We start from the raw sequence: 12,988 nt of genomic DNA on the forward strand, positions 1-12,988 counted from the left end.
GGTCCCCCCGTTATTGCGCGCTGGCACCAATCTCTTTATCCCAGCGGCCCAGCAGCGCCTTGCGTTTTGCCGAGTCGCCATAAGTTTTGAAGTCGTAGTCGATCAGTTTGATGTTCTCGAAGCGCGGGGCGTATTCAGAGATCTCCGCCTTGCGGTTGGAAGGCAGCTGGAACGACTTCGCCTCTTTCATGTGCGACTGCGCCTCCGCGCTGAGCGCCCAGTCATACCAGCTTTTAGCATTGGCCAGATTGCGCGCCCCTTTAATGATCGACATCGAACCAATCTCATAGCCGGTGCCTTCGCAGGGCGCGACGGGCTTAATCGGGAAGCCATCCACCTCCATCGCCACGGCATCATGCATAAAGACAATGCCGACGGTGGTTTCACCGCGCGCCGCGGCCTTGACCGGTGCTGAGCCGGACTTGGTGTATTGCGAGATGTTGGCGTTGAGCTTCTTAAGGTAGTCAAAGGCCTTGTCTTCACCCATGATCTGCACCAGCGTCGCCAGGGTGTTATAGGCCGTGCCGGAGGAGTTAGGATTGGCGATCTGAATCTCGCCTTTAAAGCCCGGGTCGAGTAAATCCGCCCAGCAGGCCGGGACCTTCAGCTTTTTCTCCGCCAGCAGTTTCGTGTTGTAGCCCCAGCCCAGCGCACCGGCATAGACGCCAACGGTGCGATAGCCGGAGATCTCCGCTACTTTCTGTGACCAGGGCTGCTGCTGATCGAGCAGGGGTGACTTGTAGGCCTGGGTTAAGCCCTCTTCGCTGGCCTGCATATGGGGGTCACCGGTGCCCGCCCACCAGATATCGGTACGGGGATTGCGCGCTTCACTGCGGATACGGGCATAAGCTTCACCGGCAGAGAGCCGCACCATGCTGAGTTTGATGTCGGGATGACTCTGGCTGAACAGCGTGGTCATCTGTTCGCACACCACTACATCAGCAGAGCAGATCATATTAAGGCCCGCCGCCGGGGCAGCAAACGGCACCACAGGGCAGACGATGACAGCAGCGAGCAGAGAGGGATAACGCATGATGTTCTCCTGGGCTGGATGACGCAGGTGCGCCAGCTTTTGCACATGCGTGCAAAGGTATGAGCAAAGTAGTACGGTGACCCGGCTGCACTGTCAATTGAGTTGTTGTGCAATTGTCAGGCTCTGTCACAAATTTGAAACATCCGGTGTACAGGCATCCTTTGCACAGCCTTGCAAATTCAGGCAGACTCAGTGCAGGTAACACAGGGGCGAGGAAAAAAGATGCAGCAGCTTAAAGCGGTAGTGAGTGCGCAGGATGTCGCTGACCGGGCGGGCGTCTCCCGGTCAGCGGTCTCACGCACCTTTACAGAAGGGGCCAGCGTGTCAGAGTCCACTCGTCAGCGGGTGATGAAAGCGGCTGAAGAGCTGGGTTATCACGTCAATCATCTGGCTCGCGGCCTCGTACGCAACCGCAGCGGCATTGTCTGCTTAATCGCCTCCGAGGTGGACACGCCCTACCGTGCCAGCCTGGTGCGCTGGATGACCCAGTATCTGCAGGAAGCGGGAAAAGTGGCGATGCTGATCAACACCGACCGCTCGGATGCGCGGGTTTCGGACGCGCTGCAACAGGCGATTAATTTCCGTGCCGACGCCTCCATCATTCTCTCCGGCATGCCGGACAGCGGCATTACCCGGCTCTGCTACAAACATGGTCAGCATCTGGTGCTGATTAACCGCGACGAATCCCTGCCCGGCACGCTCAATATCAACCTCGACTCCCGTCCGGCAGCGGAAATGGCGGTTAACGCTTTTGTCCGGGCGGGCTGCAATCGCATCGCCTTTGTCAATTCGCTGGCGGGCACGCCGAGTCTGCTGAAGCGCGAAGCCGATTTTCTGGTGGCAGCGCAGAACGCGGGCGTTACGGTTCAGGTAGAACGCTTCGGCACCACCTCCTATGAAAGCGGCCAGATTCTGGCCCAGCGTCTGCTGACGCGTAACATTCGCCCGGATGCGGTTTACTGTGCTACCGACCTGCTCGCCTGCGGCTTTATGGATGAGGCGCGTCACCGCTTTGCGCTGCGCATTCCGGAGGATCTCTGCATCATGGGACATGACAACATTCCACAGTCGGGCTGGTCCTCGTATAATCTCACCACCTTCGCGCAGCCGGTGGAGCAGTTTGCCCGCGATGCCATTGCCTGGCTGGTGGAGACGGAAGCGCAAACGGAAGCATTAACACCCAAAAATGAACAGCAGCAGGAGCGCAGAATATATGCGGTCGATGTGGTCTGGCGCGGTTCGGTACGCGGTGGTTAACCGCCCTTTTTTATTTTCAGCCGGAACATTTCACGTACTGAAATAATCCCCAGCCGTTTTTACGCTTCGCTTTAATTATTCCCTGCCTCCTCTGAAAAATAATCGGACAGTGCAGCACACAATACCGATTTCCTGACTACGCTTTACCTGCATTATTAAGTTCATCTGGTTTTACCTGCTCAATGAATCAGCAGTCAGATGTGACAAATATCACATTTGTGCCAGGCTTAATGTCTCAGATAACTTTGTTCAAGGAGCATACAATGGCTACACCAACTAACAAGACGCTCGATCTGGATCACTTTCCTAAACCTCCGTTTGAGGAGCAGCCACAACAGGCACCAGGCCTGGCCAGCAAGATGATCCCGGTTCCCGACCACGGAGAAACCAGCTACCGCGGCACTGGCCGACTGACCGGCCGCAAGGCGCTGATTACGGGCGGTGACTCCGGTATTGGCCGCGCAGTGGCTATCGCTTATGCCCGTGAAGGCGCAGACGTGGTGATTAACTATCTGCCCGAAGAACAGCCCGATGCTGATGAAGTGATTAAGTTAATCGAAGCGGAAGGCCGTAAAGTTTTCGCTATTCCCGGCGACATTCGTTCTGAAGAATTCTGTCAGCAGCTGGTGAAAGACGCTGCGGATAAATTAGGCGGCCTGGATATTCTGGTTAATAACGCTGGTCGTCAGCAATTTAATGAGTCCATTCGTACCCTGAGTACGGAAGATTTTGACGCGACGTTTAAAACCAACGTTTATGCGATGTTCTGGATCACCAAAGCAGCGCTGGAATATCTGCCACGCGGTGCATCGATTATTAATACCTCGTCAGTACAGGCCTTTAAACCCAGCGATATTCTGCTCGACTATGCGCAGACCAAGGCCTCTATTATTGCCTTCACTAAATCGCTGGCGAAGCAGCTGGGTGGCGACGGTATCCGGGTTAACGCCGTAGCACCTGGCCCATACTGGACGCCGCTGCAGTCGAGCGGCGGTCAGCCGATGGAAAAAGTGAAACAGTTTGGTGCAGATTCACCGATGGGCCGTCCCGGTCAGCCGGTTGAGATCGCCCCGCTCTACGTTACCCTGGCCTCAACCGAGAGCAGTTACTCTTCCGGTCAGGTCTGGTGCTCTGATGGCGGCACCGGCACGCTGTAAATTGTCTCTGATGGCCGCATAGCGCGGCCATTTTTTTGTCCCGCATTTGCCCATAGAAGAATTCCCGTTACCGTGAAATAAGGAAGCAAACCATGGAAAACCCGATTTTTCATTCGCCGGTCAGAGAAGATGGCTTTGCGGGTCTGGGTGATTATGCCGCCATTGGTGAGGGCCGTTCGGTGGCGCTGATTGCGCCGGATGGTTCTATTGACTGGTGGTGCGCGCCTAATCTCGACGCGAAACCGCTGTTTGATCGCCTGCTCGATGCCGGACTCGGTGGCTATTTTCAGATCGTGCCGCGCGCGCCCTATCAGGTTTCGCGCCGCTATCGTGACAACAGCAATGTGCTGGAAACCCGTTTTGAGACGGACAGCGGCAGCGTGCTGCTGACTGAATCCATCAACAGTACGCTGGCGGGCCGTCTGCCGTGGTGTGAACTGGCGCGCCGCATTGAGGGCGTCAGCGGTGAAGTGGAATTAGCGATCACCCTGCGCTTTGGCACTGCCGCCGAAACCCGTTCGCCCTGGGTGGCTGACAATGAGAAAGGCAAGGTCTTTCACATCGCGGAGATCATGGCGATGTTCCGCACCAGCGACGATATCCAGATAACCGAGCTGGATGACGAGCAGGTCTGTGCCACGCTGCGCACGACGGCCGGGTCCCGATCGCTCTGCGCGCTGCTGGTAACCGAAAAAGAGCCGCTGGCGGTGCCGCCGCTGGAGGCTATCGATCAGCGGATTGAAACCAGTCACACCGGCTGGAGCAGCTGGGTGGAGAGCCTGAGCTACGCGGGCAGCTATCCGGCACTGGTGAAGCGCTCTGCCCTGTCACTGAAGTTTCTCTGGTACTCGCCGACCGGCGCGCTGGCGGCTGCCGCAACGACCTCTTTACCGGAAGGGATCGGCGGCGAGAAAAATTATGATTACCGCTACGCCTGGGTGCGCGACGCCTGCCTGATTATTAAAGCATTCGTCTATATCGGAGCGCTGGAAGATTGTAAGGCGGCCTTTTCCTGGCTGTCGCAGACCATTATGCGTCACGGCGTCAGGCTGCGCGCCTGCTATGCCCTGAACGGTGATGAGGTGCCCGCCGAGCGTTATCCGCCGCTGAGCGGCTATAAAAACTCTCAGCCGGTGCGGGTTGGCAACAATGCCCGCGACCAGCTGCAGCTCAGCATGTATGGCGACTTGCTGGTTACCGCACAGCACTTTATTGAAGCGGGACACGTGCTGGATATCAACACCTCGCGCATGCTGGGCGAGCTGGCAAACTGCTGCGCCGATCACTGGCGGCAGAAAGATTGCGGCATCTGGGAACTGCCGGAACTGCAACACTACACCCACTCCAAGATGGCCTGCTGGATGGCGCTGGACCGGGCGGTCGCCCTTGCCGAAAGCCAGCATATCGAACCGACGTGGCTGGGGCGCTGGCAGCGGGAACGTGATCGCATCCGTGATTGGATTGAGTCGCACTGCTGGTCAGAACAGAAACAGGCTTATCTCTTCTATGCTGGCAGCGACGATCGTCTTGACGCATCGCTGGCGCTGGTTCACAGCTACGGCAATGCGGTCAATCCAGAGCGGATGCTCTTGACCTACCGCGCGATTCAGCAGGCGCTGGGCGACGGCAGCGCCATGCTTTATCGCTACAGCGGTGTCAGAGAGGAAGAGAGTACGTTTCTGGCCTGCGCCTTCTGGCTGGTGGAAGCCTGGGCAGAGATGGGCGAAACAGACCAGGCAGAACAGGCGATGCAGGAGATTCTGACGACGCTGGATGGCCAGGGTAACGTCGATATCTTCAATGAGATGTATGACGTCCGCAGTCAGAGCTGGCGCGGCAATATGCCGCAGGGACTGAGCCATCTGGCGCTGATTTGCGCGGCGCAGGCGTTATCAGAATCGCAGCGGTGAGCTGAGGAGGTGAGGATATCAGCGCCTCACCGCCCTACTGTCGCCGGAAGCGCGGGTCGAAGAAAAACGGTTCTACCACCACTTTACTGATGATGCCAGCCGCCGCCGGATGACGGGGATTAAACAGCGCGTTCCATTCCCCCGTCAGCGTGCTCGGCACCTTCAGCACCAGCCCGTTGTCCGGGCTGGCGAGCCAGTCATCACCAATTTGTCGGGTGGACGATGGCGCCCGATCGGCCTGCCAGTCAGCAGGTAACGCCGCCAGCGAAAGCTCGGTGATCAGCGATTCAGGCACATTAATCGCCAGCATTGCGTAGTCGTGTGCCAGATCCTGAATGGTGAGGTGCACCAGCGCCTCCAGCACACAGAGCGCCCGGCTCGATCCCATATAGACACAGACCGTTCCCACAGAATTCCAGCGCCCGCCATAGGTGCGGGCACCGAACCCATCAAAGGCGGTCATCGCATACTCACGCTTTACCAGGCGAAAGAAAGGCACCGCCATCAGGTGATCACGCCATGCTCAAGCTGACCAATCAGGTTAATCACCGCTTCTGCACCGGCCACCGTGGTGGTCATCTCGGCCGGTTTTTTACCGCCCAGCGCTTTGGCGGGCGTTTCCAGCCACTGTACCAGCCGCTCTCTGTCGTCACGAAACAGTTTGCTGGCGGCAGAAAGAACGCGAATCAGCATGTAGATCCGTCCGCTCTGATCGGGCGAAAAGGTCTGCTGCGGATCTTTAACTTTGCGGTTGTATGTGGTGCGGTCGATGCCCGCCAGACGGCAGAGCCAGCCCTCGTCAAAGGTGGACAATGACGCGGTGCGCTTCAGCACGCCGCTACTGAACCCTGTTGCGATACGCTGGTGTGCATCAGGCAGCGTTTCCGGCAGATTCAGGGCGTGCAGGAGCGAACGGTTATGCTGATGCTGAGCGGGTGTATAAATGGCGATGGACATATCAGCCCTCCTGTTCATTTGATTTTTATTTTAGCGCAAATGAACAGAGGGCGCCAGCCTGCTCCGGGCTGAACAGGCGTAAGGTGCATTATTCAGGTGTACCCTGCTGCAGCGCCTGCAGAATCTGCCACGCTACCCTGATGCGAAGCGGATTGGGGTAATTTTTGTTGGCAAGTAGCACGATGCCGCTGTTCTGCTCAGGAATAAAAGCGATATAGGCACCAAATCCATTGGTGGCACCGGTTTTATGCACCCAGCTGGCGCTCTGCGACGGCCCGACCGGATTAACCTGCGTCGCCGGGCGCGGCTTTAGCGCAACAGCATTATCGTTGTCCCTGAGCAGCGTCTCAGCATCGACAGGCCAGTCGTAGATCTCCCAGCCCAGCCCCTGATAGAGACTGCCGACTTTGAAGTAGCGCGACTGCGCAGTTCGGATGGCATTCCGCAGCACCGCGTTGCCCGCCGATAAACGGTTAGGATCGATGTTCGCCTGCATAAAGGTGAGCATGTCCCGCGCGGTGGATTTAATGCCGTATGCTTCCGCATCGAGCATGCCGGGCGAGACCCGCACCGGCTGGCCATTTTTGTAGCCCCACGCATAGTTGAGCATCATCGACGGCGGCACGGTAATGTAAGTGCGCGTCAGGCGCAGCGGCTGAAACACATGTCGCTCCATCGCCTGCTCATAATCGCCCTTCACCATCAGCGAGCCAAACAGACCGATACTGGCGTTGGAGTACTGGCGCTGCATACCTGGTGCTGCCGTTGGCTGCCAGTTCTGATAAAAGCGGAGCAGCGAAGCCTGATCGGTGACCTCATCAGGCAGCTGTAAAGGCAGGCCGCCTGCGGTATAGGTCGCCAGATGCAGCATACGCACCGGACGCCACTGCTCACCGGTCAGCTGCGGCCAGCGCTTCTGCACCGGATCATTTAGACGGATTTCGCCGTTGCGGATCATGATCCCGGCCAGAGTGCCGGTAAAGGTTTTACTCACCGACCCCAGTTCAAACAGCGTATTTTCCGTGACCCGGCGGCGTGACTCAAGATCGGCCACGCCGAGGTTCACAAACTGCGCCCGGCCCTTGTAAAGCACCGCCACCGACATACCGGGGATCGCCTGCTGCTCCATCAGCGGTTCGATCGCGGCTTTAACCAGAGAAGTGACCTGCTGTGAGGAGAGATCGGCGGCACCACAGCTGGCAGAGAGAGAAAATAAAGCAAGGTAAAACAGGGACTTTTTCATTGTTAACTAAGTGTTCTTCACTGAATCGAATTATTTACACTGGCTGGAACAGGCCTGTACGCACATCTGAGCCTTTGAGCTACAGGCACCGCTATCCCGGGTGTTGCAGTGGGACTGCTCGACGTAGCAGTTGGTCTGACAGGTGGAAAGATCGCAGCGGTCAGCAACGGGTGTCAGCTGCGCCAGCGGCGCGCGGGCCGGAAAAAGCGGTGCAGGCTGAGCAAAGGCGCTGCTGCCCAGTAATCCGGACAGCAGCAGAGTGAGGATGGTTTTCATAACATTTCTCCTGAGGTACGCAGCACTAAGTATGGCCAGTCTGGCGCGTGCCGTCAGAGAAATCTCATCAAATTGAGACAACAGGAGGGTGTTGAGTGACATTCATCACGCCACGGCTATAAATATCGTTGAGCCGGGCGATATAACGCTGGGTATCATGTTGCTCTTTGATGCGCAGAATGGCCGCTTCCCCTTTCTCCTGCAATATTTCAGGACGTTCAATGATGGCGAGCAGCGTCGATTTCAGCCCGTCCACCAGCGACCGGCGCAGCTGCGATTTTTGCTCTGCCGAGGTGATGCTGTATTCGCGATCGGCGTTCAGCGGACTCGCAATCACCCAGCCCGCACTGGCAGGATTGATCTCCGGCAGCGCACGCACGTTGCTGGTGATGACCGGACAGCCATTGGCCTGCATCTCCAGCACGGAGAAACCGTAAGTCTCCTGCCAGGTCGGTAACAGTCCGGCATCGCTCTGACGGAACAGCTGCATCAGCGCACTGTTTTCCATCTGTGAATGATGCGTAATGCAGCGATAGCGCTTGATGCGGTTCTCAATATCGCGACAGAAAGCATCATCATCCTGGAACTGACGATGAGCAACATTGCGACGTTTAGTGAGATCGCCAATCAGCTGCAGGTCCAGCTGCGACTCATCCAGCCGGTGCTCTTCAATCAGCTCACTGATTGCCAGCACCACTTCCGCCCCGCCTTTACGGTAGAACTCATTGCCGGCAAAAATCAGCTTCAGGACACCTGGCTGACGCGGCGTTTTTTGCTGAACGAACAGCTTTTGCGGCGGATGCAGCACCAGGGTTTTACGGCGGATTTGCTGCGCAACATCCGGTTTGAACAGTTTCATCTGGATGTTCAGCGTGGCGTCTGAGATGGCAATCAGCCCCAGACAGTTATCTTTTAACAGATAAGGAATAAGCCGTTTCAGCTCGGGATTGTCCTGCTTGGCAACACCCGCCACCGGCAGCACGCGCGGCAGTTCAGTTTCAAACGAGGCAACCCACTTCTGCTGAGTAATCGCAACTTCGTTGAACAGGTGGAGGATGTCAGCCCGCGATGCCCCGGAAAAAGGCACAGGCTGAAAGACAAAGGTTTTATTCTTTTTAAGTAATCGGGTGCGTAACGGATTAATAAAATAGAACAGATTGCTCTTTTTCAGATTTATATATTCGTTTTCCGGATTAACTAAGATATTACGTTGCTCCGGATACTGGTTATTCGTAATTCCAATTTTCATGATCGTCTTCCAGAGTCCTTTATGTCCAGAGTGATCTATATCACGCGATCGCGGCTGATACGTTTGAGCAATATCCTAAAAGCCTTTTCTGATGCGGCTTGCACAGTTTTACTAATGATTACGACCGGTGATAAAACGGTCACAGTTGTGTCTGATTATGAATCTGCGTTTTTTATTAACAGGTGTGTTTAATTGTGTCATCCTAACTCACTGTTGAATAAAGCGAGAATTTTTCGGGCAATATTCACGCCAGTTGTTATGTCTATGTTTAATTATTTGTCAGCAATGCTATCAAAGCGAAGCGACTTAATAGTTCATAACTTTTAAAGTAATTAACTGCGCGGAATAACGGTAGGCCGGGTCTTACTGGCTGATTAGTGTCCCGGAAACCTGGCAGTAATAATGAAACAAATGATGAAACAAAAGATGCAGCCCGCTCACATTTTCACCCTTATTGGGCCCTGATTTGCGACATTTAAGTGCATCACGTCAGAAAGGCCATGCTCGTCTCACTCCACTTAAATGCTTATAATTCATTGTTTTTATTGAATTTAATAAATAAAATCCGCTTAACCATGTTGCTGGTACAAAAGTTGCAGGAGTCTCTCTATGCAGAAAGGAGAGCATTATGAAAGCAATCGTAATTGGTGGCGGTATTGGCGGAATGAGCAGCGCGATTGCGCTGGAGAAAGCCGGAATCGACGTTGAGGTCTTTGAAGCCGTTCAGGAGATGAAGCCCGTCGGCGCGGCCATTTCCATCTGGCCCAATGGCGTTAAATGCCTGAATACGCTGGGAATGAAAACCGCGCTGCGTGAGCTGGGCGGCAATATGGCCTATATGGCCTATCACGATGGCGCAACAGGCACACCCCTGACCCGCTTCAGCATGGCACCGCTGGTGCAGCAGGTGGGCGAATATCCCTGTCCTGTGGCGCGGGCAGAACTGCAGGCGATGCTGATTGACACCTTCGGACGTGAACGGGTGCAGTTTGGCAAGCGCGTGATCCAGGTCGACCAGACTGAAAATGGCGTTATCGCAACCTTCTCTGATAACAGTCAGGCGCACGGCGATTTTCTGATTGCCGCCGATGGCACGCATTCCGTCGTCCGCGACTATGTGCTGGAAGAGAAGCTGGAACGACGTTATGCCGGTTACGTTAACTGGAACGGTCTGGTCACCATAGACGAACGCATTGCTCCCGCCGATCAGTGGACCACTTTTGTCGGTGACGGCAAGCGAGTTTCACTGATGCCGGTCAGCGGCAATCGGTTCTACTTCTTCTTTGATGTACCGCTGCCGAAGGGACTGCCGCAGGATCGCAGCACCGTGAAAGCGGACTTAACTGGCTACTTCCAGGGCTGGGCGGAGCCGGTGCAGCAGTTGATTGCGGCAATTCATCCCGACACCACTAACCGGGTGGAGATCCACGACATCGAACCGTTCAGCCGCTTTGTCAAAGGGCGTGTAGCGCTGCTTGGCGATGCCGCCCACAGCACCACGCCCGATATTGGTCAGGGTGGCTGTGCGGCGATGGAAGATGCCGTGGTGCTGGCCGCGACGCTGGCTTCGCATTCGCTGGGCATCGAAGATGCCCTGCTGCGCTATCAGGCACGACGGGTTGAGCGGGTAAAAGATCTGGTGCTGAAAGCGCGTAAACGCTGTGATGTGACCCATGCGCGCGACCCGGCAGTTACGGCGGAGTGGTATCAGTCATTGAAAAACGAAACCGGTGAGCGGGTGCTGGCCGGAATGTGCGAAACCATTGAAGGCGGCCCGCTGGGCTAATCCAGGAAAACAGGGGCTGTCACCGCGACAGCCCTTTTATTATTAATCCGCCAGACCGCGATTTTTCAGCATCGGCTCCAGCTGAGGCGCTGCGCCCCGCCAGCTTTCATACAGCGCTTTGAGATCGCTGCTGTTGCCACGTGACAGAATCTTCTGTCGGAAGATTTCACCGTTCTCACGCGTCAGTCCGCCATGCTCCGCAAACCACTGATAGCCATCGTCGGCGAGCATCTGCGTCCAGATATAGGCGTAATACCCTGCGGCATAGCCTCCGCCCCAGATGTGCTGAAAATAGCTGGACCGATAGCGCGGTGGCACCGCCGTCAGCGCGATATTGTCGCTCTGCAACGCCTGCTGCTCAAACCCTTCCACGCTTTGCGGCGCGGCATCACGGTTAAGGCTATGCCAGTGCAGGTCCAGCAGCGCGGCAGCCAGCAGCTCGCTCATCTCATAGCCTTTGTTGAACGTCGCGGCCCGGACGATCTTTTCATGCAGCTCAGCAGGCATTAACGCCTGAGTCTGATAGTGCCGGGCGTAGTTGCGGAACACCGCGGGCTCGCTGGCCCAGTGCTCATTGATCTGCGAAGGAAACTCAACGAAATCGCGCGGGGTTTCCGTGCCCGACAGGCTCGGGTAGCGCTGGCTGGCAAACAGGCCGTGCAGCGTGTGGCCGAACTCATGAAACATCGTGATAACGTCGTCCCAGCTCAGCAGCGCCGGTTCTCCGGCGGGCGGTTTGGTGTAGTTACAGACGTTGTAGATCACCGGTTTGCTGTCGAGCAGCGTTGACTGGTTGACGAAGTTACTCATCCAGGCACCGCCGCCTTTACTGTCGCGCTTGAAGAAGTCGGTATAAAACAGCGCCAGCGGCGTGTCGTCGGCATCGAAAATCTCATACACCTGCACGTCGGGATGATAAACCGGCAGATCCTGGCGCGGTGTAAAGCGGATGCCGTAAAGCTGCGTCGCCGCCCAGAAGACGCCATTCCGGAGCACCGAGTTCAGCTCAAAGTAAGGTTTAATCTGGCTCTCATCGAGATCGTAGCGGGCACGCCGTACCTGTTCGGCATAAAAACGCCAGTCCCATGCCTGCAGAGTAAAATCGCCCTGCTGCTGATCGATGGTCTGCTGAATGGCCGCCGCTTCACGTTCCGCACGGGCGCGCGCGGCAGGCACGATGTTGCGCATAAAGGCCAGCGCCGCATCGGGGGTTTTCGCCATCTGATCCTGCAGCTTCCACTCGGCATAGCTGGTAAAACCCAGCAGCCGGGCCTGCTCTGCCCTGACCTGCGCCAGCCGTAATACCAGCTCACGGGTATCGTTCTCATCGCCTTTTTCCGTGCGCGTCACGCCCGCTTTATACAGCGCTTCCCGGGTTGCGCGATCGGCCAGGCTCTGCAGCGCCGGTTGCTGCGTGGTGTTCTGCAACACCAGCAGCCAGCTTTTTTCCAGTCCGCGCGCCTGCGCTTCCGCCTGGGCCACTGCCAGGTCGGCCGGTGACAGTCCCGCCAGCTGTTGCAGATCATTAACGACCAGTCCGCCCGCTTTGGTGGCGGCCAGCAGTTTATTGGTGAAACGGGTACTGAGGCGCGCCGCTTCCTGATTCAGGGCTTTAAGCTGCTGCTTCTGTGCCTCCGGGAGATTGGCGCCCGCCAGCTGGAAGCGCTGCCAGATCACCTCAACCAGCCGTTTTGATTCGGCATCCAGTTTGGCGCGCTGCAGATAAACCGCATCGAGCCGTGAAAACAGCGGGCGGTTCAGCATGATGTCGTCGTTGAGCGCAGTAAGCTGCGGCGCAATCTCCTCATCTACCTGCTGCAGATAAGGGCTGGTATGGGCCGAGGTCATGGCGCTGAAGACCAGATTCACCCGATTGAGGAGCTGTCCGCTCTTCTCCAGCGCCTCAAAGGTGTTGAGAAAGGTGGGCGCTTCGCTGTTCAGGGCGATCGCCTCAACGTCCTGACGCTTCTCTTCAATGCCCGCCTGCAGCGCGGGCAGGAAATCCTGCTCCTCAATCTGGTCAAAGGGAGGCGCCTGGTAAGGCAGTGTGCTGACGCTAAAGAAGGGATTCTGACGGGCGTTCATGGTTCGCTCCTGATGGGCATCGCAAAGTCTTATCC

Annotated in this window: 11 protein-coding genes; 4 read left to right on the forward strand and 7 right to left on the reverse strand. The window is 56.5% G+C overall.

Translation table 11 applies throughout. The features are described 5' to 3' along the window. Positions 1–10: 10 nt before the first annotated feature. Positions 11–1,033 (reverse strand): ABC transporter substrate-binding protein, encoded by a 1,023-nt coding sequence (locus BY447_RS01230; RefSeq protein WP_110330292.1) that lies wholly within the window; start codon positions 1,031–1,033, stop codon positions 11–13. A 222-nt stretch (positions 1,034–1,255) separates the two neighbouring features. Here BY447_RS01230 and BY447_RS01235 point away from each other — a divergent pair, with 222 nt between their 5' ends. From BY447_RS01235 to BY447_RS01245, 3 genes are all read left to right on the forward strand, one after another. Further along, complete coding sequence (locus tag BY447_RS01235) at positions 1,256–2,290, forward strand: LacI family DNA-binding transcriptional regulator (protein WP_110330293.1); 1,035 nt, start codon at positions 1,256–1,258, stop codon at positions 2,288–2,290. A 263-nt stretch (positions 2,291–2,553) separates the two neighbouring features. Then, on the forward strand, positions 2,554–3,447 hold the full coding sequence (locus BY447_RS01240) for an SDR family oxidoreductase (protein WP_110330294.1): 894 nt from the start codon (positions 2,554–2,556) through the stop codon (positions 3,445–3,447). A gap of 92 nt (positions 3,448–3,539) precedes the next feature. Next, the gene (locus BY447_RS01245) at positions 3,540–5,357 is read left to right on the forward strand and encodes a glycoside hydrolase family 15 protein (RefSeq protein ID WP_110330295.1); all 1,818 of its coding nucleotides are present in this window, start codon (positions 3,540–3,542) and stop codon (positions 5,355–5,357) included. 34 nt (positions 5,358–5,391) lie between these two features. Here the strand turns inward: BY447_RS01245 and BY447_RS01250 are convergent, their stop codons facing one another. The 5 genes from BY447_RS01250 to BY447_RS01270 form a co-directional block, all read right to left on the reverse strand. Next, complete coding sequence (locus BY447_RS01250) at positions 5,392–5,862, reverse strand: RES family NAD+ phosphorylase (RefSeq protein ID WP_110330296.1); 471 nt, start codon at positions 5,860–5,862, stop codon at positions 5,392–5,394. After that, on the reverse strand, positions 5,862–6,314 hold the full coding sequence (locus BY447_RS01255; protein WP_013357893.1) for an antitoxin Xre/MbcA/ParS toxin-binding domain-containing protein: 453 nt from the start codon (positions 6,312–6,314) through the stop codon (positions 5,862–5,864). The genes BY447_RS01250 and BY447_RS01255 overlap by 1 nt, the downstream gene beginning before the upstream one ends. 88 nt (positions 6,315–6,402) lie before the next feature. Beyond that, positions 6,403–7,557: a class C beta-lactamase gene (gene ampC / locus BY447_RS01260; RefSeq protein ID WP_110330297.1), complete on the reverse strand. Its 1,155-nt coding sequence runs from the start codon at positions 7,555–7,557 to the stop codon at positions 6,403–6,405. Positions 7,558–7,587: 30 nt separating this feature from the next. Next, on the reverse strand, positions 7,588–7,833 hold the full coding sequence (locus BY447_RS01265; protein ID WP_110330298.1) for a hypothetical protein: 246 nt from the start codon (positions 7,831–7,833) through the stop codon (positions 7,588–7,590). 67 nt (positions 7,834–7,900) lie between these two features. Beyond that, positions 7,901–9,082, reverse strand: coding sequence for a glycosyltransferase family 4 protein (locus BY447_RS01270; protein WP_110330299.1), 1,182 nt, complete (start codon positions 9,080–9,082; stop codon positions 7,901–7,903). 628 nt (positions 9,083–9,710) lie between these two features. Here BY447_RS01270 and hpxO point away from each other — a divergent pair. After that, positions 9,711–10,868: an FAD-dependent urate hydroxylase HpxO gene (gene hpxO / locus BY447_RS01275; RefSeq protein WP_110330300.1), complete on the forward strand. Its 1,158-nt coding sequence runs from the start codon at positions 9,711–9,713 to the stop codon at positions 10,866–10,868. Positions 10,869–10,910: 42 nt separating this feature from the next. On the opposite strand, the gene dcp is transcribed toward hpxO, so the two are convergent. After that, complete coding sequence (dcp, locus tag BY447_RS01280) at positions 10,911–12,953, reverse strand: peptidyl-dipeptidase Dcp (RefSeq protein WP_110330301.1); 2,043 nt, start codon at positions 12,951–12,953, stop codon at positions 10,911–10,913. Positions 12,954–12,988: the final 35 nt, after the last annotated feature.

This window comes from Pantoea sp. JKS000250 (assembly GCF_003201065.1).
Taxonomy (GTDB): Bacteria; Pseudomonadota; Gammaproteobacteria; order Enterobacterales; family Enterobacteriaceae; genus Pantoea; species Pantoea vagans.

Coding starts and splice junctions, on each gene's coding strand:
- BY447_RS01230 (WP_110330292.1), bottom strand. CDS start 1,033: ATGCGTTATCCCTCTCTGCTCGCTGCTGTCATCGTCTGCCCTGTGGTG.
- BY447_RS01235 (WP_110330293.1), top strand. CDS start 1,256: ATGCAGCAGCTTAAAGCGGTAGTGAGTGCGCAGGATGTCGCTGACCGG.
- BY447_RS01240 (WP_110330294.1), top strand. CDS start 2,554: ATGGCTACACCAACTAACAAGACGCTCGATCTGGATCACTTTCCTAAA.
- BY447_RS01245 (WP_110330295.1), top strand. CDS start 3,540: ATGGAAAACCCGATTTTTCATTCGCCGGTCAGAGAAGATGGCTTTGCG.
- BY447_RS01250 (WP_110330296.1), bottom strand. CDS start 5,862: ATGGCGGTGCCTTTCTTTCGCCTGGTAAAGCGTGAGTATGCGATGACC.
- BY447_RS01255 (WP_013357893.1), bottom strand. CDS start 6,314: ATGTCCATCGCCATTTATACACCCGCTCAGCATCAGCATAACCGTTCG.
- ampC (WP_110330297.1), bottom strand. CDS start 7,557: ATGAAAAAGTCCCTGTTTTACCTTGCTTTATTTTCTCTCTCTGCCAGC.
- BY447_RS01265 (WP_110330298.1), bottom strand. CDS start 7,833: ATGAAAACCATCCTCACTCTGCTGCTGTCCGGATTACTGGGCAGCAGC.
- BY447_RS01270 (WP_110330299.1), bottom strand. CDS start 9,082: ATGAAAATTGGAATTACGAATAACCAGTATCCGGAGCAACGTAATATC.
- hpxO (WP_110330300.1), top strand. CDS start 9,711: ATGAAAGCAATCGTAATTGGTGGCGGTATTGGCGGAATGAGCAGCGCG.
- dcp (WP_110330301.1), bottom strand. CDS start 12,953: ATGAACGCCCGTCAGAATCCCTTCTTTAGCGTCAGCACACTGCCTTAC.